Below are 23025 nucleotides of genomic sequence, written 5' to 3' on the forward strand. Positions count from 1 at the left end.
ATTTGATCCGGATCAACGAGTCGCAACATTTTCCGCGCGCGCGAATACGCGCGCTATACTCGGACCAATTCGCGCCGCCCGGTTTCGTCGTATCGTCGAATCGCGGCAGATGCAGCCGATGAATAGGTGATTGAATGGTTTATCCAGCCCGCAATTACCGATAATCCGCGCGCGCTTTCCCGGTCGGTCGGACGAAATCCGCACGAAGCGCCGCGTACAGGATCGCCGCCAGCGAATCATACGAACAATCGCATTGGCCCGCCGCCCGGCGACGATGCCCCTCGATCCACGGACCATGGCAGAAACCGACTACGCAATGCCCGGCGAATCCGGCCTGTCGGGCCGTACCGCCGCTCGGCTACGCCGGCTCCTGCTGCCGCACCTGATCTTCTATTCCGGATTGCTGATCGCGCTGCTGCTCCTGCTGCTGTGCGGTATCGTGCTGTACGAGGGCCGCATCGACGCACTCGACCGCGCGCGCACCACGCAGCAGAACATCGCGCTGATGGCGTCCTGGGACATCGAGCGCAACATCGAGCTCTATTCGCTGTCGCTGGACGCGGTCGTCGAAGGCGAGAACGACCCCGAGGTCGTGCGCCTGCCGATGGCGATGCGCCGCCAGGTTCTGTTCGACCGAGCGACGACGGCCAAATATCTCGGCGGCATCTATGTGCTGAATGCGCAGGGCGACATCTCGGTCGACGGCAAGAGCAACGTGCCGCGCAAGGCCAACTTCGCCAACGAGCCGTACTTCGCCGTGCATCGCGACCACCCGGACGTCGGCCTGTACGTCAGCGATCCGTATCATTCGCGGCTGCGCGGCGGCTCGCCGAGCATCGCGCTCAGCCGCCGGATCACGCGGCCCGACGGGTCGTTCGGCGGCGTCGCCGTCATGTCGATCCGGCTCGAATATTTCCAGAACCTGTTCTCGCGCCTGACGCTCGGCGATCGCGGCTCCGTCGCGCTGATCAATACGGACGGCCTGATGCTGGCGCGCCAGCCGTACGATCCGACGATCGTCGGCCGCGACATCAAGCGCGCCAGCACGTTCCGGCATTTCATGACCGCCAGCGAGGGCAGTTTCCTCGACACCGCATCGATCGACGGCGTGCAGCGCATGTACGTGTTCCGGCACCTCGATCACCTGCCGCTGATCATCATGGTCGCGCGCTCGGAAGCCGACATCTTCGCCGCATGGTACGACCGCGCCATCCCGATCGGCTCCGCGATGGCCGTGCTCGCGCTCGGCTTCGTCGGCCTGTCGCTGCTGCTCGACGTGCAGTTGCGCAAGCGTCACCGCGCGGAAACCGAGCTGCAGGCGCTCGCGCGCACCGACGGCCTGACCGGGCTCGACAACCGCCGGATGCTCGATGTCACGCTCGCGCGCGAATGGCGCCGCGCCGCGCGCTCGCAGCACGCGCTGTCGCTGCTGTTCGTCGACGTCGATCACTTCAAGCGCTACAACGATACGCAGGGCCACCAGGCCGGCGACGACGCGCTGTCGGCGGTCGGCCGCTGCATCGCCGGATGCCTGCGCCGGCCGGCCGACTATGCGGCCCGCTACGGCGGCGAGGAGTTCGTCGTGGTGCTGCCCGACGTCGACACGAACGGCGCCGTGTCGATCGCCGAGACGATCCGCACGGGCATTCTCGATCTCGGCATCCGGCACGATGCGGATACGTCCGGCCGCCTGACCGCGAGCATCGGGGTGACGACCTGCTATCCGGAACGCGACGACAGCATCCAGGCCGCGCTGAAGCTCGCCGACGACGCGCTGTACCGCGCGAAGGAGCGCGGACGCAATCGGATCGTCGTGCAGAACGCCGCGAGCGCCGAACCCGAGTCGCGCCGGGCCTGAGCGCGGATCGATCTGCCACGGGCCGCAGCCGTCCGCCCGCGAAATCGCCGACAATGTCGGCTCGCCGCGCCGTTCGCGCGGCGCCCGCCCGCCGGATCGCGCCCGCCACACCACCCATGAGACTCAAGGCAAAGATCTTCCTTCTGGCCATCGTGCCGTTCCTGCTCGCGATCGCCGGCATCGGTTTCGGCGTGCGCCAGCAGGCGACGTCGCTCGCGCGCACGCAGCACGCGACGATTCAGGCCGCGTACCTGTCGAGCAAGGAAGTCGAGCTCAAGCACTACGTCGAACTCGCGACCAGCGCGATCATGCCGCTCTACGCCGCGAGCGGCCGCAACGCGCGCGACGACGGGATGCTGCGCACGCAGGCGCTCGCGATACTGCAGAAGATGGATTTCGGCCCCGACGGCTATTTCTTCGTGTACGACCTGCACGGCAATTCGCTGATGCATCCGCGCGAGCCCGAGCGCGTCGGTCACAACTTCTGGTCGATGCGCGATCCGCACGGCGCGCTGACGATCCAGCAACTGATCGGCGCCGCCTCGCACGGCGGCGGCTTCGTACGCTACACGTGGCAGCGGCCGTCCACGGGCAGGGCCGCGCCGAAGCTCGGCTATGTCGTCGCGCTCGAACGCTGGGGCTGGATGATCGGCACCGGCATCTATCTCGACGACGTCGACACCGCGCTGCAGCGCATCGACGCGCGCGCGTCCGCGAACATCGAGCGCACGATGAGCTGGCTCACCGCGATCGCGCTGACCGGCGCCGCGGCGATCGCGGTGTGCGCGCTGGTGCTCAACGTCAGCGAGTCGCGCAGCGCCGATGCGAAGCTCAAGCAGCTCGCGCAGCGCGTCGTCGAGTCGCAGGAGCAGGAGCGCGAGCGGCTCTCGCGCGAGCTGCATGACGGGATCAGCCAGATGATGGTGTCCGCTAAGCTGATGCTCGAGTCCGCGCTCGCGCGCTTCGAGCGCGGCGCGACGCGCATGCCCGAAGCCGAGCAGGCGCTCGCGTCGGGCGTCGGGCGGCTCGGCGACACGCTGCGCGAAGTGCGGCGCATCTCGCATGCGCTGCGTCCGGCGATGCTCGACGATCTCGGTCTCGCCGCCGCGCTCGAACAGCTCGTGCGCGAGCTCGGCGCCGAAAGCGGCATCGATATCGGCTATACGCAGGTTGCGCACAGCGGCGCGCGGCCGTTGCCTGCCGCCGTCAACACAGCGCTGTTCCGGATCGCGCAGGAAGCGCTCAGCAATATCGTGCATCATGCGCAGGCGTCGCGCGCGGCCGTCACGCTCGACGTCGGCGCGCAGTCCGTCACGCTGACCATCGCCGACAACGGCTGCGGCTTCGACGCCGAACGGTCGCAGACCGATGCGCGCCGCGGCATCGGCCTGCGCAACATGCGCGAGCGCCTCGATGCGCTCGGCGGCATGCTGACGATCACGTCGCAGGTCGGCCACACCGTCGTGGCCGCGCGCGTGCCGCTGCGCGCCGCCTGACGACGCGCCCCATCACCGGAGACCTTTGCCCATGAGCGCCCCCGACACCGCCCGGCCCGCCGCCCGCCTGCTGCTCGTCGACGACCACCCGCTGGTGCGCGACGGCTTGCGGATGCGACTCGAAGCGGCCGATCTGTCCGTGGTCGGCGAGGCCGGCAACGCCGACGAAGCGCTCGCGCTCGCCGCGTCGCTCGAACCCGATCTCACGCTGATGGACGTCGGGATGAACGGCATGAACGGCATCACGCTCGCCGGCGTGTTTCACGAGCGCTTTCCCGGAATTCGCGTGCTGATGCTGTCGATGCACGACAACATCGAATACGTGACGCAGGCCGTGCGCGCCGGCGCGAGCGGTTACCTGCTGAAGGATTCGCCCGCGGGCGAGATCGTGCGCGCGATCGGCGCGGTGCTGGCCGGGCAGACGTTCTTCAGCGAAGGGCTCGCCGCGCGGATGATCCAGGCGAGCGCGGCCGCGTCACCGCTCGACCGGCTGACGCCGCGTGAACGCGACATCCTCGACGCGCTGGCCGAGGGCTTGTCGAGCAAGCAGATCGCGCAGCAAACGGGGCTGTCGGTGCGCACGGTCGAGACGCACCGGCTCAACCTGAAGCGCAAGCTCGAGATCGAAGGGCAGGCGGAACTGATCAAGTTCGCGGTCGAGCATCGGCGGCGGTAGGGCGGTACGGCAGCATCATTCCGGCCGCGAAGCCGCCACGCGCGATGCCTGCCCGTGCGCCGGCCGCTTCCGTTTTTCACGCCGCAGCACCAGCATCACCGCAATCGCAATGCTGAGGACCCCGGAACATCCGGTTGCGACCGAGAACCCGTGCGACATCGCGTCCCGATATGCGCCAAGCATTTCCGTCCGCCCCGCCGCAAACACATGCTCCGTCACCGCCTGCCGCGCCAGCGTACCGGCTTCGGCATGACCGGCCGCCTGCATCGCCGCCGTCATCCTGTGCACCGCGCCGACGCTCATCAGGCTGCCGAGCACCGCAATCCCCATGCTCATCCCGGTCTGCCGCAGCGCGTTCATCGTCGCCGAAGCCATGCCCGCGCGTTCGGCCGGTGCAAGATCCATCACGGTCATCCCCGTTGCCGGCACCGCGAGCCCCATGCCGATGCCCAGCAGCGCCAGCGCGAAGCCGACCGGCACGTAAGGCGTGCCCGTACCCAACCCGGCCATCGCCACGAGCACGATTCCGGTCAACCCATATCCGGCTGCCATCAGCCGATGCAGCGGCACGCGCGCCGCGATACGCCCGAACAGCATCGACGTGATCGCCGTCATCACGAACTGCGGCATCAGTTGCCAGCCGGCTTCGGCCGGCCCGCGCCCCTGCGCCTGCTGCAGGAACAGCGACAGAAAAAACAGGCTGCTGTACCCGGAAAAGCCGAGCACGAACGATGCGAGATTGGCCCGCACCAGCCGCCGGTCGCGAAACAGCCACATGGGCAACAGCGGCCGCGCAACACGCATTTCGATGCGAACGAACGCGACGAGCGCCAGCGCCGCGCCCGCGAGCGGCGCGAGCACCTTCGTGTGCGACACGCCGGCCTCGCCGATGCCGATCAGCCCGTAGGTCAGCAGGCCGAGCCAGATCACGCTCAGCGCCTGTCCGAGCGGATCGAATGCCGCATGCTCGGGATGCCTGCGCTCCGGGATGCCCCACGCGCCGAGCAGCACCGCGCCGATGCCGATCGGCACGTTGACGAGGAAGATGTTCTGCCAGCCGCCGTGCTCGACCAGCAGGCCGCCCAGCAGCGGCCCGAGAATCAGCGCGAGCGCGCTGAACGCGGACCAACCGCCGATCACGCGAGCCCGCTCGCGTGCGTCCGGAAATGCACGCGTGAGGATAGGCATCGCGCCGGGAATCAGCAGCGCACCCGCGATCCCCTGGATCGCCCGCCCGACGAGCAGCGGTTCGAGCCGGCTCGCACACGCACAAACCACCGACCCCGCCGTGAACAGGACCACGCTGCCGAGCCACACGCGCTTGTGCCCGTAGCGGTCGCCGAGCGGCCCCGCGGACAGCATGAACGCCGATAGCGCCAGCGCATACGCGTTCACGACCCACTGGAGGCCGCCGATGTCGGTGTCGAGCGCGGTCTGCAGCGTCGGCAGCGCAACGTTGACGATGCTGACGTCGAGCGTGGCAAGAAACGTCCCCAGGCAAGCAGCCAGGACAAGGGCGGCGCGGCGAGAGCGAGGCATGGCGGTCTGCCCGCAATGGGCACAATGATGAGAATGGTTCTCATCTTATATTCCGACTGACCGTCGGTCAATGAATTGAATTGGCTGCGCCCGAGTCGCTGCCCTAAACTGCGGGCTTTGCATGACGGGCGTTGAGCCACGCGATGACGGACAGGACCAGCACCACGACGACAAAAGACGATGCCCCGGCGGGCAAGACGCCGCGCACGAAGCCGGCGGAAGTCCGCCTCGAGGAGTTGATGGCCGCGGCCGAAACGCTGTTCCTCGCGCAAGGCGTCGACGCGACGACCATCAGCGAGATCGTCGAGCATGCGCAGGTCGCGAAAGGGACGTTCTATCACTACTTCGAATCGAAGTCCGACATGTTGGCCGCGCTCGCGCAGCGCTATACGGCATCGTTCCTCGAGCGGCTGCGGCAAGCGGTGGACGCGTGCGCGGAAGGCGACTGGCTCGGTCGTCTGCGCGCGTGGATCCGCACCAATATCGAGACGTACGCGGCGACCTACCGCATCCACGACATCGTCTACGCGAACCATCACCATCACGATCGCACGAATGCCGACCGGAACGCGATCGTCGAACAGTTGCGCGCGATTCTCGAAGGCGGCGCACAGGCCGGCGCATGGCGGCTCGCGCATCCGACGGTCACCGCGCTGCTGATCTACGCGGGCGTGCACGGTGCGACCGATCACATCATCGCGGCGCCGGACACCGATCGCGCAACGTTCGTCGAAGCCGTCGTCGCGGACTGCCTGCGAATGCTCGGCATCGACGCATAGCGCGCGGCACGGCCGACGGGCCGCGAGCCCGCAACGAAAAAGGGCGCCCCGGGGCGCCCTTCGTGCATGAACCACGGACCGCTCGACGGCGCTCAGTTCGTCCGCGAGTTGTGCTTCTGCAGAAACGCGATCAGCCCGTCGATGCCGCCCGACGCGAGCTGGCTCTTGAACTGGCCCTGGTAGACCTGGATCAGCCACGCACCCGACATGTCGATGTCGTAGATCTTCCAGTCGTTGCCGACCTTGCCGAGCCGGTAGCCGACCGACTGGCTGTCGCCCGGCGTCGCCACCGTCGACTGCACCAGCGCATCGGCGCCCGATGCGCCGCCTGCCTTGAAGGAGAACTTCGCGTCCTGGCTGCCGAGCTGCGCGAGCGACGCGGCATAGGTGCGCGTCATCAGCAGCTTGAACTGCTTGTACAGCTCCTGCTGCTGTTGCGGCGTCGCCTGTTTCCATGCGTCGCCCACCGCGATGCGGGTCGTGCGCTCGAAATTGGTCGCCGGCAGGAAGCGCTGCTCGACGACTTGCGTGACCTTCGCCATGTCGCCGCCGCGCGCGGACGGATCGGCCTTCATCGCGTTGACGGTGCCTTCGACCGCATTGCGGACGACGTCGACCGGCGCGCTCTGCGCGAGAGCGGAAACCGACACAGCGGCCGCCGCGACAAAAGCAAACAGATGACGTTTCATACGGATATCGCACTCGATGAGAAAAAACGGCCGGCGGATTGCAGCGATTGCATCGGCCGGTGGGTCGAAGTATAGCGGCCCCGCCGCCGGCCTGCCGTGCAGTGACCGACTGTTACCTTTGAGCCCCTTTTGTCACAGGGCCCGCCGCAACGCGATCCCGGCCGATTATGTAAATATCCCCATATGAATCGCCGGCCCGTCCGCACCGATTCCTGCGCCGCGGAGCAAATATCCTTCCCGCCCCATCACGCTCCAACGTCGCGACCGACGTCACGTTGCGCCGGTATACTCGTTCCTTTGTCCTTCCCAGCCCCACCGCACCGCCACATGGTGACCTCTCTCATCGTCCGACTCGTTGCATGGTCGGTACGTCGGCCCGTCTGGGTCGTCGTGCTGTCGTTCATCATCGCCGCCTTCAGCGGCGTCTATGTCGCGCAGCACTTCAAGATCAATACCGACATCAGCAAGCTCGTCGATGCCGAGCCGCAATGGGCCGCGCTCGGCCAGGCCGTCGACAAGGCGTTCCCGCAACGCAACGGCACGATCCTCGCGGTAGTCGAGGCGCCCGCGCCCGAGTTCGCGACGGCCGCCGCGCACGCACTCACCGACGCACTGCAGAAGCAGGCCGATGCCGGCCGCATCGGTCAGGTCGCCGAACCGGGCGGCGGCCCGTTCTTCGAGCACAACGGGCTGCTGTTCCTGTCGCAGCAGGACGTCTCGGATACGACGTCGCAGCTCGCGAGCGCGCGTCCGCTCGTCAACGAACTCGCGAAGAACCCGAGCCTGACCGGCCTGGCGACCACGCTGTCCACCACGCTCGGCCAGCCGCTGCTGACCGGCCAGGTGAAGCTGCCGGCGATGGCCAGGCTGCTCGCGCGCAGCGCGGCCACGGTCGATGACGTGCTGGCCGGCAAGCCGGCCGCGTTCTCGTGGCGCGCGCTGGTCGACAGCGATGCCGCGCGGCAACCGGCGCGCGCATTCGTCACCGTGCAGCCGGTGGTCAACTACGGCGCGCTGAAGGCCGGCGCCGAAACGACCCAGGTGATCCGCGACACCGCAACATCGCTCGGCCTCGAGCAACGCTACGGCGCGGTCGTGCGCCTGACCGGCGAACAGCCGCTCGCCGACGACGAATTCGCGTCGGTGGAAGACGGCGCGGCGCTCAATGGCACGCTCACGCTGCTCGTCGTGCTCGGCATCCTGTGGCTCGCGCTGCGCTCGAAGCGGATGATCGGCTCGGTGCTCGTCACGCTGTTCGTCGGCCTCGTCGTGACCGCCGCGCTCGGCCTCGCGATGGTCGGCTCGCTGAACATGATCTCGGTCGCGTTCATGGTGCTGTTCGTCGGCCTCGGCGTCGACTTCTCGATCCAGTACGGCGTGAAATACCGCGAGGAACGCTTCCGCGATCCGCGCATCGACCACGCGCTGATCGGCGCCGCGCACTCGATGGGCATGCCGCTCGCACTCGCCACCGCGGCGGTCGCGGCGAGCTTCTTCTCGTTCATCCCCACGGCCTATCGCGGCGTGTCGGAGCTCGGGCTGATCGCGGGCGTCGGGATGTTCGTCGCCCTGCTGACCACGCTCACGCTGCTGCCCGCGCTGCTGCGCCTGTTCGCGCCGCCGGGCGAATCGAAGACGCCGGGCTTTCCGTGGCTCGCGCCCGTCGACGATTTCCTCGATCGCCATCGCAAGCCGATCCTGATCGGCACGCTCGCGGTCGTGATCGGCGCGCTGCCGCTGCTCGCCTTCCTGCATTTCGACTTCAACCCGCTGCACCTGAAAGATCCGCACAGCGAATCGATGGCGACGCTGCTCGCGCTGAAGGATTCGCCCGAAGCAGCCGTCAACGACGTCACGCTGCTCGCGCCGTCGCTCGCCGATGCCGACGCGGCCGCGAAGCGTCTCGATGCGCTGCCGGAAGTCGGCCGCACGACGACACTGTCGACCTTCATCCCGCCGGACCAGCCGGCCAAGCGCGCCGCGATCGCCGCGGCCGCGAGCGACCTGCTGCCCGCACTGACGCAACCCGCCGCGCCGCCTGCAACGGACGCGCAGCGCGTCGCAGCGCTCAAGCGCGTGTCGGACCTGCTGAGCTATGCGGCGGAAGATCATCCGGGCCCGGGCGCCGCCGCCGCGCAACACCTGTCGGGCTCGCTCGCGAAGCTCGCCGCCGCCGACAGCGCGACGCGCGACCGCGCCGAACGCGCGTTCTCCGACACGCTGCGCATCGCGCTGAACCAGCTCGCGACGCTGCTGCAACCGCAGGACGTCACGCGCGATTCGCTGCCGCCGCAGCTCGTGCGCGACTGGATCGCGCCGGACGGCCACGCGCTCGTGCAGATTTCGCCGAAGGTGCCCAAGGGCGTCGACCCGAACGACGACACGATGCTGCGCCGCTTCGCAAAGGCGGTGAAGGCAGCGGAGCCGGGCGCGATCGGCGGCCCGATCTCGATCCTGCATTCGGCCGACACGATCATCAACGCGTTCCTGCACGCGGCGCTGTGGTCGATCATTTCGATCACGATCCTGCTGTGGGTCACGCTGCGCCGTTTCGGCGACGTGCTGCGCACGCTGATACCGCTGCTCGTGTCGGGCCTCGTGACGCTCGAGATGTGCGTCGTGCTCGGCATGTCGCTCAACTTCGCGAACATCATCGCGCTGCCGCTGATGCTCGGCGTCGGCGTCGCGTTCAAGGTGTACTTCGTGATGGCATGGCGCGCGGGCCAGACGGGCCTGCTGCACTCGAGCCTCACGCACGCGGTGCTGTTCAGCGCCGCGACCACGGCAACCGCCTTCGGCAGCCTGTGGCTGTCGCATCATCCGGGTACGTCGAGCATGGGCAAGCTGCTCGCGCTCGCGCTGACCTGCACCCTGATCGGCGCCGTGGTGTTTCAGCCCGTCCTGATGGGCAAGCCGCGCGTCAAACGCGCCAAGAACCAATCGCAAGGAATCAATGAATAAGGTGCGAATCATTGCGGCGACCGTCGCTGCCAGCGCAGTGCTGAGCGGCTGCGCGACGGGCCCGAACCGCAACCCCAACGACCCGCTCGAGCCGATGAACCGGGCGATGTACAAGTTCAACGACACGGTCGACACGAACATCGCCGTACCGATCGCGAAGGGCTACCAGAAGATCACCCCGACGCCGATGCGCACGGCGATCAGCAACTTCTTCTCGAACCTCGGCGATCTCGGCAACATGGCGAACAACCTGTTGCAGCTGCGCATTACCGATGCGACGCAGGATCTGATGCGCGTTGCGATGAACTCGCTGTTCGGCGTCGCCGGCCTGATCGACATCGCTACGCCGGCCGGGCTGCCGAAGCACCACCAGGATTTCGGGCTGACGATGGCGCGCTGGGGCGTGCCGTCCGGCCCGTACCTCGTGCTGCCCGTGTTCGGGCCGAGCACGATCCGCGACGGCGTCGGCCGTGCGGTGGACGTGCGCTTCAACCTGCTGAACTACATCGAACCGGCCGCGCGCAACCCGATGTACATCGCGCAGTTCATCAGCGCGCGTTCGGACCTGCTCGGCGCGACCGACCTGCTGAAGCAGGCGGCGCTCGATCCGTATTCGTTCGTCCGCGATGCCTACCTGCAGCAGCGCAAGTCGCTGACGTATCACAGCCAGTCGTCGGCGGCCGCGCTGCCGAACTACACCGAGCCGGGCGAATCGGGCGCGGCGCCGGCGGCCACGCCGGCCGTGCCGGGGCTGCCGAACTACGAGGATCCGGGCGAGCCGGGCGGCGCATCGGGCGCCGCGCCGGACGATGCGCCAGCCGCGCCGGGCTTGCCGCAGTACGACGATCCGGGTGCGGACAGCGCGGCGCCCGCGAGCGCACCTGCCGCGGCGTCTTCGGCTGCACCGGCCGGTGCGACGACGGCGCCGGCCGCCAACGGCGCGCCGATCGCGCCGGCAATGCCGACGCTGCCCGCGAGCAGTCCTGTCGCGCAGTAACGCGGCACTGCACTCGCGAGCAGGACCCGAAGCGCTGCATCATGCAGCGCTCTTTTTTTGCGTGCTCGAAAAAGAAAGGGGAAGGGGAGGCGCGGCGAACGCCGCTCAGACGATCCGCAATGCGCCCGCACGCTCGAACGCGTGCCGGGCCTGGATCAGCGTCGTGCGTGCCGCACGCGCGTCGCTGGCGACCTGCAGCAGCGGACCGAGCTGCGACGGCTGCTTCAGCAGTTCGCGCAGGATCGGCAGGATGGCCGTGCTGCCGTCGTCGCGCAGGCCGGCCGTTGCCGCGCGCGGCAGCGTGCGCCACGCCGGGTCGACGATCGCTCGGCACACCGCGAACGGCACGCCGCGCGCCGCAGCGAACGCGGCCGCGATGTGCGACTCCATGTCGACGGCGAGCGCGCCCTTCAAGTGATGCAGCGACGTCTTTTCCTGCTCGCTGATCACCGGCGCGCCGACAGCCGCCATCGTGCCGCGCGTGACGCGCGCCCACACCGGCGTGTCGTGCAGCGCCGCGACGAGCCGCGCGCTCCAGCCCGTGTCCGTCTGCACGCGGCCGAACGGCCCGTCGACCGCGTCCGCGATCACGAGCGCACCGGGCGCCAGATCGGGCGCGAGCCCGCCCGCCGTGCCGAAGCTGACGATGCCCGCGCAACCGCGTGCGGTCGCTTCGGCCAGCGCGCGCTCGAGCCGGTCGGCCCGCGCGGCGAACACCGCCTCGACGCCGTGGCCGCGCGCGATGCGCGCCTCGAACGCCATCCCCGTGACGGCGATGACGGGCAACGTGCCGTTGTGCTGCGTCGCGGCCACGCGTCAGATCCCGACCGTCACGCGCGTCGCGTTCGCGCGCTTCAGGTTGCGATAGCGCGCGAGCGCCCACAGCGGGAAGAACTTGCGATAGCCGTGATAGCGCAGGTAGAACACGCGCGGGAAGCCGGTCGCTGTGAAGCGCGTCTCGTCCCACAGACCTTCGTCGTTCTGCCGGGCGATCAGGTAGTCGATGCCGCGTGCAACGGCCGGGTTGTTCACCTCGCCGGCCGCCATCAGGCCGAGCAGCGCCCAGGCCGTCTGCGACGCGGTGCTCGGCGCCTGCTCGAAGCCGCGGTAGTTCAGCTTGTAGCTGTCGCCGTCCTCGCCCCAGCCGCCGTCCTTGTTCTGGATCGACAGCAGCCACTGCGCGCCGCGCTTCATGCGCGGATCGTCCGGCGTCAGGCCGGCCGCGTTCAGCGAGCACAGGGCCGTCCATGTGCCGTACACGTAGTTCATCCCCCAGCGGCCGTACCAGCTGCCGTCCGGCTCCTGCTCCTTCAGCATGTAGTCGAGCGCGCGGCGGGCCGGATCGCTGTTCAACGGTGTCTCGCCGAGCTGCGACAGCATCGACAGGCAGCGGCCCGACACGTCGGCGGTCGGCGGATCGAGCAGCGCGCCGTGATCCGAGAACGGGATGTTGTTCAGGTAGTACTGCGTGTTTTCCGGTTCGAACGCGCCCCAGCCGCCGTCGCTGCTCTGCATGCCGACGACCCATTCGCGCGCGCGCGCCATCGATTCGCGATACGTGTCCGTGTGCCGGAGCTTCTGCGCGCGGTCCATCGCCATCACGACCACGGCCGTGTCGTCGACATCCGGATAGTGCGCATTCGCGTACTGGAACGCCCAGCCGCCCGGCCGCACGTTCGGGCGGCGCGAGATCCAGTCGCCGCGCACGTCGAGGATCTGCAGCGGGCGCAGCCAGTCGAGGCCGCGCATCGCGGCGTCCTCGGCGCGCGCGTCGCCGGTTTCGAGCAGCGCATGCGCGGCGAGCGACGTGTCCCACACCGGCGACAGGCACGGCTGGCAGTACGCTTCGTCCTCGTTCACGACGAGCAGCTTCTCGACCGACTTGCGCGCGATCGCGCGATTCGGATGATCTTCCGCATAGCCGAGCACGTCGTACATCATCACCGCGTTGGCCATCGCCGGATAGATCGCGCCGAGGCCGTCCTCGCCGTTCAGGCGCTCGTCGACGAACGACACGGCCTGACGGATCGCACGCTCGCGCGTGTAGCTCGGGAACAGCCCGTCGACCGCACGCAGCGCATGGTCGACCACGCGGAAGAACGCGAACCAGCCGGCGCTCTGGTGGCCCTGGCGCGGCAGCAGCCCGGCGTTGACGGGCGGGTCGATGAACAGCTCGTCGATGCGCACGCCGCGCGGATTCTTCGCGAGCGGGCGCTTCGCGTTCAGCACCAGCAGCGGCACGATCACGGTCCGCGCCCAGTACGACACCTTCGACAGGTGGAACGGGAACCACTGCGGCAGCAGCATGATCTCGACCGGCATCATCGGCACCGCGCGCCACGGGATCGCACCGTACAGCGCGAGCTGGATGCGCGTGAACACGTTCGACATCTCCGCGCCGCCCATCGCGTGGATCGCACGACGCGCGCGCTGCATGTGCTCGGCGTTTTCGTCGTCGCCGATCACCTTCAGCGCGAAATACGCCTTCACGCTCGCGCTGATGTTCGGCGCGCCGTCGGTAAACAGCGGCCAGCCGCCGTCCGCCTGCTGGATGCGGCGCAGATAGCGGCCGATCTTCCGTTCGAGCTCGAGGTTCGGCGTCTCGCCGAGATAGTGGACGAGCAGCACGTATTCGGCGGGAATCGTCGAATCGGCCTCGAGTTCGTAAACCCAGTGTCCGTCCGCGTTCTGCGCGGCCAGCAGCGCATCGGTCGCGCTGGCGACGGCCGCGTCGAGGCCGGCCGGCGTGGTGCCGGCGGACAGGTTGGCCATATCGGTGAGATCGTTCATCGGTCCCTCTGTTGCTTACTGTGTCTGGAGCACGTCCGCGGCCAACTGGCCGGAGCGGATCGCGCCCTCGATCGTGGCGGGCAGGCCGGTGGCAATCCAGTCGCCCGCCAGCACGAGATTGGCCCAGCGCGTTCGCACGGCCGGGCGTTTCATTTCCTGCGACGGCACCGCCGCGAAACCCGCGCGCGGCTCGACGACGAGCTGCCACGCGGGAAGGGTTTCCGGGTTCGCGCCGCTCACGCGCGCGACGTCTTCCCAGATGCGCCGCACGAGCACGTCGCGCGGCATGTCGAGCCAGCGGCCCGCGTCCCGGATCGTCGCCGCGAGCGGGCCGCCACCGGTACGCACCGCGTCGACCACGCCGTTGACGACGCTCGTCTGCAGCAGGCTGCCGGCCGGCGTCTCGACCGCGAAATAGGCAGTCACGACCGAGCCGAACGTGTCGGGCGCGGTCAGATCCGGTACGAGCGGCTGCGCGACCTCCGGCGGCACGGCCAGCACGACCGCGTCGCCCGGTGCGAGATCGATGCGCTCGCCGCCGATCGCCACCGCGTCGACCGCGTTGCCGTGCGCGCCGAATTCAAGCGCGTCGAGCCGCGAGTTCAGCCGAATCTGCGCGCCGCCATGCTGCAGCATCCGCAGCGCCGGTTCGACGAAGGCGCTGCCGAGCCCATGGCGCGCGACGCGCGGACGGCAGCCGGGGCCGCCCGCGGCGAACGCGTCGCACAGCGCCGCGCGCGCGAGCTCGGCGCTCGCGTGACGCGGCTCGACATTCAGCACACCAAGGAAAAACGGCCGCAGCCAACGTTCCCACAGCACGCCGTCGCATCGCATCGTCTGTGCGAGTGAGCGGCCCGTGCGCGCGAACGCGAGCGACGCGAGCACGAGGTAATCGAACGGTGTCGTCCCCGGCGCGCGCGATGCCGCGTCGAACAGCCACGACGGCCAGCGTCCGTCGCCGAAGCGCAGCGTCCAGCGCTGCTGCGACGCGACGTCGACCATCGCGAATTCAGGCAACGCGGGCCCCGCGAGCTGATCGGCCGCGCCGATCGCGCGCAGGTAGCGCTGCATGGCGGGTTGCCCCGCGAAAACCTGATGCAGCCCGCTGTCGAGCGTCGTGTTCAGCGTCCCGTCGAACCACGAGCGGCAGCGGCCGCCCGCGTGCGCATGCGCGTCGTGCAGCACGATGCGCCGACCGCGGCGTTGCAGCTCGACGGCAGCCGACAGGCCCGCGAGTCCTGCACCGATCACGTGGACGGTTCTGGGCATCGGCTCAGAACAGCGCGTAGCGCGCGGCGATCATCAGCATGCGCGCCTTCGGCTTGCGCAACGGCGCGCGCGGGGCGGCGAAGCCGCGCGCGATCGCGGCATCGAGAATGCAGCGATACGCGCCCGACATGATGCGCGGCGCCTTCACCTGCGCACGCGTGCAGGTGTCCATCACCGCGTCGGCCTGGCGGAAATGCTCGATTGCACGCTCGACGAGCGTCGCGCACACGCGCGGCAGCGCCGGATCGCGCACGATCGTCGCCGGATCGGTGATCGCGATGCCTTCGCGCGCAAGCAGCTCGCGCGGCAAGTAGCAGCGGTTGATCGCCGCATCGTCGTCGATGTCGCGCAGGATATTGGTCAGTTGCAGCGCACGGCCGAGGTGGTGCGACAGCGTGATCCCTTCCGCTTCCGGGATCCCGAAAATCCTCACCGACAGACGGCCGGCCGCGCTCGCCACGCGATCGCAGAACAGGTCGAGGGTCGGCTCGTCGGGCGCGCAGATGTCTTCGGCGGCGTCCATCGCCATCCCGTCGATCATCGCGTGGAAGTCGTCGCGCCGCAGGTCGAACGCGCGGATCTCGCGCTCGAGCGCCACCAGATGGCGCGGCGGCCGGCCGGCGAAGCATGCGTCGATGTCCGCGCGCCAGCGATCGAGGCCCGCGTTGCGCTCGGCGCGCGGCAGGTCGCTGTCGGCGATGTCGTCGACCGCGCGGCAGAACGCGTAGACCTGGAACATCGCGTCGCGCTGCACGGCCGGCAGGATGCGCATCGCCAAATAGAAAGAACTGCCCGATGTGACGGCAGCGGCGTCGGTTTCTTGTTCGTCCACGACGAGATTGGAAACGGCCAAGACGAGCTCCACGGAGACACCCACGCGGGGCGATTGAAGAAGCCATGCCCGGCTGGGTTGGTCAGGGCGTCAAATGCGTGCGAGATATGCGAACGATCGACGCAGACAGGCACAAATTACCGGCCGGAAGCCGGAATTGGGCGAAAGTATAGCAATCTTTGAAGTTCGATGGCGGACACGCGCCATGCCTGGCGGGCCGCCCGGGGCAGCGCCGGGCCGGCGGGACCGGCCGCGACGGCGAACGGCGTCGCGCCACCCGTCAGCCGTAGACGATGTCGCGCTGCAGATCGAGCGCGATGAGTCCCATTTCCCGGGTCAGTTGAAGCATCGAGCGGCGTTCGAGACGCGAACCCATGAAGCTCGTCACGTGCCCGTCGGATTCCGCCGTGAACTGGAACGACGGGCCGCCGGTGCCGAACCATGCGCCCGGCACGTCGGGCGACTCCTGCCAGTCGATCTGCTCGAATACGCGCGCGATTCCCGCGCGCACCGCGTCGCTCGGGCCGATCGACGGCGCAATGTCGCCCAGGTCGTCGAGGGAATAGGGGCCGGGCTTGTCCGGCTTCCGATAGAAGAGGTAGTCGACGTTCATGAGGCGCAATCGTGAACAAAGCGTCAAATTAACGCGCTTCTGCGCAAAATCAAATCAGATCTGGACGAAATGTGGCCTGCGCGAGACAAGGGGGCCCGATCGTGACAGCCGGTACGAACGCGCGCGGCATCGGGCGCCACGTTGATGCTTGAACGCGCGCCGCATCGTCTAAGATGAACGTCTTTCTCAAAAAAACACGGACACCATGGAGACGAACGTAACCGCCACCCCGCAGTCCGGCCATCCCGTTTTCGTGCTCGTGCACGGCGCATGGCACGGTGCCTGGTGCTACGCGCACGTCGCGGCCGCACTGGCCGCGCGCGGCTATCTGTCGATCGCGCGCGACCTGCCGGCGCACGGCATCAATGCCCGCTTTCCCGCGTCCTATCTCGAACGGCCGCTCGACAAGGAAGCGTTCGGCGCCGAGCCGTCGCCGGTCGCGAACACGACGCTCGACGACTACGCGTCGCAGGTGATGCAGGCCGTCGACGACGCTTACGCGCTCGGCCACGGCAAGGTCGTCCTGGTCGGCCACAGCATGGGCGGCCTTGCGATCACGGCCGCGGCGGAGCGCGCGCCGGAGAAGATCGCGAAGGTCGTCTATCTCGCGGCGTTCATGCCCGCGTCCGGCGTGCCGGGCCTCGACTACGTGCGCGCCCCCGAAAACAAGGGCGAGATGCTCGGGCCGCTGATGCTCGCGAGCCCGCGCGTCGCGGGTGCGCTGCGCATCGATCCGCGCAGCGGCGACGCCGCGTATCGCGAGATGGCCAAGCGCGCGCTGTACGACGACGTGCCGCAGGCCGACTTCGACGCGGTGGCGAACCTGATGACCTGCGACGTGCCCGCCGCGCCGTTCGCGACCGCGATCCCGACGACCGCCGCACGCTGGGGCGCGATCGACCGTCACTACATCAAGTGCCTGCAGGATCGCGTGATCCTGCCCGCGCTGCAGCAGCGCTTCATCGACGAAGCCGACGCGTTCGCGCCCGGCAACCCGACGCACGTGCACCAGCTCGACAGCAGCCATTCGCCGTTCGTGTCGCAGCCGGCGGTGCTGGCCGGCGTGCTGGCGGATATCGCGAAGAGCTGAGCACCGCGACCGCCGCCGCCCGCGCGAAGCGGCGGCACGACGCTCACGCGTAGGCGATCGACCGGTCGCGCCCGAGACGCTTCGCGCGATAGAGCGCGGTGTCGGCCTCGTTGACGAGCGCGTCGCTCGCGGGCGCGCCCGTTGTCGCGTAAGCGGCGCCAACGCTCGCAGTCACCGGCACGCTGATGCCTTCCGCGTCGACCGGCGTGCTGCCGATCACATCGCGCACCTTGTCGGCCACCCGCATCGCCTCGTCGAGATTGGTACACGGCAGCAGCAGCGCGAATTCCTCGCCGCCGAAGCGGCCGAACGTATCCTGCGCGCGCACGATCGACGCGACGCGGCGCGCCGTCTCGCGCAACACCGCATCGCCGACCGCATGCCCGAACCGGTCGTTGATCGTCTTGAAGTGGTCGAGATCGAACAGCAGCACCGACAGGTCGCCGCCGTAGCGCTGCCAGCGTGCGAACTCGTCGCCGAGCCGTGCCTCGAAGAAACGCCGGTTCGCGATGCCGGTAAGGCCGTCGCGATTCGCGTGTTCGCGCAGCTTCGCGACCGCCTCTTCGCGCTCGCGCTGCATCACGCTCACGTGGGTGACGTCCGAGATCGTCACGCACACGGCTTCGACTTCGCGGCCGCGCGTGAGCGGCATGAACGTGCAGTCCTGCTGCATGTAGTCGACGCCGCCCGTGATCGGCCGGTCGTGCTCGAAGCGAAACAGGTAGGGCCGCTGCTCCCACGAGCTGAACGCGAAACTGCCGAGCTGGAACACGCTCTCGAGCTTGTGTTCGAGCCATGCGCGCGGCAGGTCGGGGAAGCAGTCGAACAGGTTGCGGCCGATCACGTCGTCAGCCGCGATGCCGCTGTGGTCCTGCATGAAGCGGTTCCACATCAGCACGGTCATCGAACGATCGAGTACGAACAGGCCGAAGCCCACCCGCTCGATCACGAGGTCGCTCAGCGACGCAGCAGCGGTGGCGGTCATAGCGCGGACAGCAACGCGTCGAGCGCGTCGCCCATCAGCCGGATCGAATCCTCGGCCATCAGCATTACGAAATGTGCGCGAAACGCGCGATCCTCGAGCCCGAAATTCACTTCGAGCAGCAGCGCGACACTCCATGCGAGCGCGTTCGGCTGGAACACGTCGTCGAACGACACGTTCGCGCCGAGCAGCCCCGGCGGGAAGAACACGGGCTTGCGGCCGAGCTCGTCGAGAATCGACGCGACGCACGCGCTCATCAGCACGTTGGCGACGTCGAACACGAGTTCGTCCTGGGTCGCCATGCCGGCGTATACGCCGTCGCCGAACGTGCGATCCATCAGCGACATCAGCCGCGCGACGCCCGCGCTTCGGCACAGCACGATCGCCTCGCCCTTGATGTCGGAACGAAATCCCTGGCGCACGGCCGTCACGTTCTCGTGAATGCCGGTCATCTCGCGCAGCGCGGCGCCCGCATCGGCGGCCTTCACGACGCGCACGCGCGGTACCGACAGCTCGATGAAATGCCCGAGCAGCAGCGCGAGCCGCGCGGCGGCGCGGCCCATCGCGAGGTTGGCGATTTCCTGCAACGCGTCGCGTTGCTCCGCCGTGAACACCAATTCAGGCATACAACCCATACTCCTTGAGAATGGGCAGCAATGCCTCCGACGTCACGGGCTTGGCAACGAATGCGATCGCGCCCAGCTCGCGCACGCGGACTTGCGCCTGCGGCTGGATATCGGCGGATACCACGATCACGAACGTGTTCAGATCTTCGTGGCGCAGTGTCTCCAGGACCTGATAGCCGGTCATGTCGGGCATCGTCAGGTCCAGAAACATCACGGAAGCTTTGCCGTCACGATAGAGCGCCAGCGCCTCGCGACCATTCGCCGCATACGCGACGTCGACGTCCCAGTCTCCCGGCAGCGCCTTTGTCAGAAGTTTGCGAGCGAGCAAGGAATCGTCGGCAATCACAATCGGCAAAGGCATGGCGTGAAGCGGTATACGGAATGGTCTCTCTCGCGTTAACGGCCGCACGGCCCACTTCTTGAGCCGCGATGCAATCAAGCGCGGGCAACCGCCGTGCGGCCGCGCACGAACACGCGACGCACCGCGCGGCAAACACCGGCGGGCGCATATATCTGTCATAGGGAAAGCAACGCGCGATTCTCTGAGTAAACCGGAGGCGGTGCAACTCGCCATTTTCACCATTTCGAACAAAATCGATCCGATTGCCCGACATTCCGAAAACAGCCACGCCTGTTTTAAAGATAAGCACGCAAAATTTTTCCTTGTGTACGTTTGCGCTGCCGGATTTGTCGCGTTTTCAATCTTTCATTTGGCCCCTGTCGGAATCGTCAGGTCGCGCACGCGAGCGGCGCCGCGGCGGTCGCGCGCAACTCGTTTATGATTGCATGCAACCTTCGCTTCACCCGCTTCCTTCGATGACGTCCGAACGGCCTGCCGACTCCCGCATACCCGCCTCCCCACCCGCCGACGACTGGCAGGACGACGGCAACTATGCGTCCGGCGCACCCGAGCACGATTTCGCAGTCCGGCGCGTCACGCTGATCGTGCTGCTCGTCGCGGCGATCGTGCTGCCGTGCATCTACGTGTCGGTCATGGCGTACAACGACCTGAAGGCGCGCGAAGCCGCGGCGAGCGACGTGACGATGCGCACCGTGCGCGTCGCCGAGGAACACGCGCTCAAGGTGTTCGACCTGACCGAAAGCCTCGACGCGCGCATCGTCGACCTCGTGCAGGACATGGACGACGCCACCGTGCGTCACGACGAGTCCGACATTCACGACGCGCTGAACACGATCGGCGGCGGCTATCCGCAGGTGGCGGCCGTATCGATCTTCGGCGCGAGCGGGATGCTGCTCGCGAACAGCCTCTACTATCCGGCGCCGTATGCGTCGATCGCGAACCGCGACGATTTCGCCGGCATCCGCGACGGCAAGGTGATCGAACATATCTCGCGGCTGATGATGGGGCCGCTCAAGCTCGAGAACATCCCGGTGTTCAACACCGGCGTCGCGCGACGCCACAGCGACGGTTCGTTCGCCGGAATGGTGTCGATCGCGCTGAAATCGTCGTATTTCAACGCGTTCTACCGCGACCTGCTCGGCGGCGCGAGCACGCCGATGACGATGGCGCTGGCGCGTTCCGACGGCGCGGTGATCGCGTCGTACCCGCCGCCGCCGGCGCTCGCGCATACCGATCGCCTCGCCACCTTCGGCAACCCGCGCAACGACCCGCGGGCGGGTGTGGTGCGCGTGCGCCATGAAGGGGCTGGCAGCGAGATCGTCGCGTACCGCCAGGTCGGCAGCTATCCCGTGTACGTGACCTGTGCATACCGGACCTCGGCAATCTGGCGCGAATGGTACGAACACCTGAGCGTGCTGTTCATCTCGATGTTCGCGCCGTCGATCGCGCTGTGGTCGGTGATCTGGCTGTCGCTGAAGCGGCTGAAGGCGGAAGAGCAGGCGTGGGAGCGCTGGCAGGCGGAGGCGTCGATGCGGCGCTCGATCGAATCGGCATACCGGCAGTCGCGCAAGATGCAGGCGCTCGGCAACCTGGTCGGCAGCGTCGCGCACGACTTCAACAACCTGTTGATGATCATTTCGAGCAACGTGCAGATCGTGCGGCGGCGCGGAGTCCAGCATCTCGACAAGGAACTCGGCGCGATCGAACGCGCGCTGAAGAACGGCCAGTCGCTCACGCGCCAGCTCCTCGGCGTCGCACGCAAGCAGCCGCTGCACAACGAGACGATCGACGTCGGCCAATGGGTCGGCACGTGCCGCGAACTGCTGAAGACGTCGCTCGGTTCGAAGTCGTCGCTGGTCGTCGCGATCGAGCCCGGCGTGTGGCCGATCCGTATCGATGTCGCGGAGCTCGAGCTCGCGGTGATCAATCTCGCGGTCAATGCGCGCGACGCGATGTCGGCCGGCGGCCGCTTCACGGTCGGTGCGCGCAACGTGACGCTGCGTCGCGAGGACGGCTTTCCGCTGACCGGCGATTTCGTGCAGATCTCGCTCGACGATACGGGTTCGGGCATGGCGCCCGACGTGCTCGCGCGCGCGTTCGAGCCGCTGTTCACGACGAAGGCGCACGGGATGGGAACGGGGCTCGGGTTGCCGCAGGTGTTTGCGTTCTGCGAGCGCTCGGGCGGTCTTGCGACGATCGACAGCGCGGTCGGTGCCGGGACGTCGGTACGACTGTACCTGCCGCGCGCGCGCGTCGAGGACATCGTCGCGCGGCCGCAGCCTGCCGCGCACGATACGAGCGCGATCGCCGGACTGCACGTGCTGCTCGTGGAAGACAACAGCGAAGTCGCGGCCGGCACCGAGGCACTGCTCACGCTGCTCGGGCACCGCGTGACCTATGCGCCCACCGCCGACGACGCGTTGCGCCTGATCGAAGGCGCGGCCGCGAACGATGCGTTCGATCTGGTGATCTCGGATATCCACATGCCGGGCAGCCTGAACGGTATCGACCTCGCCGAAGCCATCGACAAGCGGCCGGGGAAACTGCCCGTGATTCTGGTCACGGGTTATGCGGAAGAACTCGACCGCACGCGTACCGTCAACGTGCGCGTGCTGTCGAAGCCGTTCGACATCGCGCTGCTCGACGAGATCCTGCTCGAGATTCGCGAAGCACGCGATGCGCGGCATGCCGGCGCCTGAACCGCAGCACGCGAGTCGGGCACCGGCGGCGCGAAGGTGACGGCGATCAGGCCGCCTTCAGCACGCGGACCCAGTCGACGTAGCGATCGACGAAGCCCTGCAGGAACTTGCGGGTGTCCTCGCTGACGATCTGGCCTTGATCGTCGATGCGTGCCGGATCGTGCTTGATGAACATCTCGGGCTGGCCGAGCGTCTTCACGTCGAGATACGCGAGCACGTTGCGCAGGTGCTGCTGCGCGAGCGCCGTACCGACCGCGCCGGGCGACGTGCCGAGCACCGCACCCGGCTTGCCCGACCATGAGTTGTGGCCCCACGGACGCGAGCCCCAGTCCAGCGCATTCTTCAGCACGCCCGGAATCGACCGGTTGTACTCGGGTGTGACGAACAGCAGCGCATCCGCGGCTTCGATCGACTGCTTGAAGCGCTTCGCGACTTCCGGATAGTCGGCGTCGTAGTCCTGGCTGTACAGCGGCAGTTCGCCGATCTCGACGAATTCGAACGAGAAGTCGGCGGGGGCGAGCGAAACCACCGCATGCGCAAGCGCGCGGTTCCAGGAACCGCGACGCAGACTGCCGACGACAACCGCAACACGATAGGACATGGCTTTCTCCTTCCGGTGAGTGAGGAATCGAATCGATTGATTCTGGATAGGCGACAAAGGTCTGTTTATAGGCAAGCCAGCCCGCGAGCCGTCCCACGGGGCCACCCGGCCGACTTTCCACAAGGTTTTCCACAGAAATTGTGGATAACTTCGCCGTTATGATCTGA

General features: G+C 67.9%; 19 protein-coding genes. 8 read left to right on the forward strand and 11 right to left on the reverse strand.

Annotated elements, in window-relative coordinates; all coding sequences use genetic code 11:
* The first annotated feature begins 295 nt into the window (after nucleotides 1-295).
* The 3 genes from DIE13_RS08820 to DIE13_RS08830 all read left to right on the forward strand — a co-directional run bounded on the left by DIE13_RS08820 (nucleotide 296) and on the right by DIE13_RS08830 (nucleotide 4030).
* Nucleotides 296-1858, forward strand: coding sequence for a sensor domain-containing diguanylate cyclase (locus DIE13_RS08820; protein WP_124826773.1), 1563 nt, complete (start codon nucleotides 296-298; stop codon nucleotides 1856-1858).
* A 116-nt stretch (nucleotides 1859-1974) separates the two neighbouring features.
* The gene (locus DIE13_RS08825) at nucleotides 1975-3354 is read left to right on the forward strand and encodes a cache domain-containing protein (RefSeq protein ID WP_124826774.1); all 1380 of its coding nucleotides are present in this window, start codon (nucleotides 1975-1977) and stop codon (nucleotides 3352-3354) included.
* Between the two features lie 31 nt (nucleotides 3355-3385).
* Nucleotides 3386-4030, forward strand: a complete 645-nt coding sequence (locus DIE13_RS08830) for a response regulator (RefSeq protein ID WP_124826775.1) — start codon at nucleotides 3386-3388, stop codon at nucleotides 4028-4030.
* A 15-nt stretch (nucleotides 4031-4045) separates the two neighbouring features.
* On the opposite strand, the gene DIE13_RS08835 is transcribed toward DIE13_RS08830, so the two are convergent.
* On the reverse strand, nucleotides 4046-5569 hold the full coding sequence (locus tag DIE13_RS08835) for an MFS transporter (protein ID WP_124826776.1): 1524 nt from the start codon (nucleotides 5567-5569) through the stop codon (nucleotides 4046-4048).
* Between the two features lie 143 nt (nucleotides 5570-5712).
* Here DIE13_RS08835 and DIE13_RS08840 point away from each other — a divergent pair, with 143 nt between their 5' ends.
* Nucleotides 5713-6348: a TetR/AcrR family transcriptional regulator gene (locus DIE13_RS08840; protein WP_124826777.1), complete on the forward strand. Its 636-nt coding sequence runs from the start codon at nucleotides 5713-5715 to the stop codon at nucleotides 6346-6348.
* Between the two features lie 92 nt (nucleotides 6349-6440).
* Here DIE13_RS08840 and DIE13_RS08845 read toward each other — a convergent pair whose 3' ends face one another.
* The gene (locus DIE13_RS08845) at nucleotides 6441-7037 is read right to left on the reverse strand and encodes a phospholipid-binding protein MlaC (RefSeq protein ID WP_124826778.1); all 597 of its coding nucleotides are present in this window, start codon (nucleotides 7035-7037) and stop codon (nucleotides 6441-6443) included.
* A 327-nt stretch (nucleotides 7038-7364) separates the two neighbouring features.
* On the opposite strand from DIE13_RS08845, the gene DIE13_RS08850 reads away from it, so the two are divergent.
* Complete coding sequence (locus tag DIE13_RS08850; RefSeq protein WP_124826779.1) at nucleotides 7365-9998, forward strand: MMPL family transporter; 2634 nt, start codon at nucleotides 7365-7367, stop codon at nucleotides 9996-9998.
* Complete coding sequence (locus DIE13_RS08855) at nucleotides 9991-10995, forward strand: VacJ family lipoprotein (protein ID WP_124826780.1); 1005 nt, start codon at nucleotides 9991-9993, stop codon at nucleotides 10993-10995. Before DIE13_RS08850 ends, DIE13_RS08855 begins: the two co-directional genes overlap by 8 nt.
* A 105-nt stretch (nucleotides 10996-11100) precedes the next feature.
* Here the strand turns inward: DIE13_RS08855 and DIE13_RS08860 are convergent, their stop codons facing one another.
* The 5 genes from DIE13_RS08860 to DIE13_RS08880 all read right to left on the reverse strand — a co-directional run bounded on the left by DIE13_RS08860 (nucleotide 11101) and on the right by DIE13_RS08880 (nucleotide 16499).
* Nucleotides 11101-11808: a phosphorylase gene (locus DIE13_RS08860; RefSeq protein ID WP_124826781.1), complete on the reverse strand. Its 708-nt coding sequence runs from the start codon at nucleotides 11806-11808 to the stop codon at nucleotides 11101-11103.
* Between the two features lie 3 nt (nucleotides 11809-11811).
* Nucleotides 11812-13785: a squalene--hopene cyclase gene (gene shc, locus DIE13_RS08865; RefSeq protein ID WP_124826782.1), complete on the reverse strand. Its 1974-nt coding sequence runs from the start codon at nucleotides 13783-13785 to the stop codon at nucleotides 11812-11814.
* Nucleotides 13786-13800: 15 nt separating this feature from the next.
* Nucleotides 13801-15054: a hydroxysqualene dehydroxylase HpnE gene (gene hpnE, locus DIE13_RS08870; protein WP_124826783.1), complete on the reverse strand. Its 1254-nt coding sequence runs from the start codon at nucleotides 15052-15054 to the stop codon at nucleotides 13801-13803.
* 4 nt (nucleotides 15055-15058) lie between these two features.
* Entirely contained in the window at nucleotides 15059-15907 is an 849-nt protein-coding gene (gene hpnD, locus DIE13_RS08875) for a presqualene diphosphate synthase HpnD (RefSeq protein WP_124826784.1), read from the reverse strand.
* A 259-nt stretch (nucleotides 15908-16166) separates the two neighbouring features.
* Entirely contained in the window at nucleotides 16167-16499 is a 333-nt protein-coding gene (locus DIE13_RS08880; protein ID WP_124826785.1) for a hypothetical protein, read from the reverse strand.
* Between the two features lie 205 nt (nucleotides 16500-16704).
* Between DIE13_RS08880 and DIE13_RS08885 the strand changes: the two genes are divergently transcribed.
* Nucleotides 16705-17589 (forward strand): alpha/beta fold hydrolase, encoded by an 885-nt coding sequence (locus tag DIE13_RS08885; protein WP_124826786.1) that lies wholly within the window; start codon nucleotides 16705-16707, stop codon nucleotides 17587-17589.
* Nucleotides 17590-17632: 43 nt separating this feature from the next.
* Here the strand turns inward: DIE13_RS08885 and DIE13_RS08890 are convergent, their stop codons facing one another.
* From DIE13_RS08890 to DIE13_RS08900, 3 genes are read right to left on the reverse strand one after another with little or no spacing between them, the layout of a single operon-like run.
* Nucleotides 17633-18574, reverse strand: a complete 942-nt coding sequence (locus DIE13_RS08890) for a GGDEF domain-containing protein (protein WP_124826787.1) — start codon at nucleotides 18572-18574, stop codon at nucleotides 17633-17635.
* A complete protein-coding gene (locus DIE13_RS08895) occupies nucleotides 18571-19197 on the reverse strand; it encodes a chemotaxis protein CheC (protein WP_124826788.1) in 627 nt (208 codons plus the stop codon). The genes DIE13_RS08890 and DIE13_RS08895 overlap by 4 nt, the downstream gene beginning before the upstream one ends.
* Nucleotides 19190-19558 carry a response regulator gene (locus tag DIE13_RS08900; protein ID WP_096508804.1) on the reverse strand — a complete coding sequence of 123 codons (369 nt, stop codon included), beginning with the start codon at nucleotides 19556-19558 and terminating at the stop codon, nucleotides 19190-19192. The genes DIE13_RS08895 and DIE13_RS08900 overlap by 8 nt, the downstream gene beginning before the upstream one ends.
* A 455-nt stretch (nucleotides 19559-20013) precedes the next feature.
* Here DIE13_RS08900 and DIE13_RS08910 point away from each other — a divergent pair, with 455 nt between their 5' ends.
* Nucleotides 20014-22257 (forward strand): hybrid sensor histidine kinase/response regulator, encoded by a 2244-nt coding sequence (locus DIE13_RS08910; RefSeq protein ID WP_124826790.1) that lies wholly within the window; start codon nucleotides 20014-20016, stop codon nucleotides 22255-22257.
* 46 nt (nucleotides 22258-22303) lie between these two features.
* Here DIE13_RS08910 and DIE13_RS08915 read toward each other — a convergent pair whose 3' ends face one another.
* Complete coding sequence (locus DIE13_RS08915) at nucleotides 22304-22858, reverse strand: NADPH-dependent FMN reductase (protein ID WP_124826791.1); 555 nt, start codon at nucleotides 22856-22858, stop codon at nucleotides 22304-22306.
* Nucleotides 22859-23025: the final 167 nt, after the last annotated feature.

This window comes from Burkholderia sp. Bp9016, assembly GCF_003857765.1.
GTDB lineage: Bacteria > Pseudomonadota > Gammaproteobacteria > Burkholderiales > Burkholderiaceae > Burkholderia.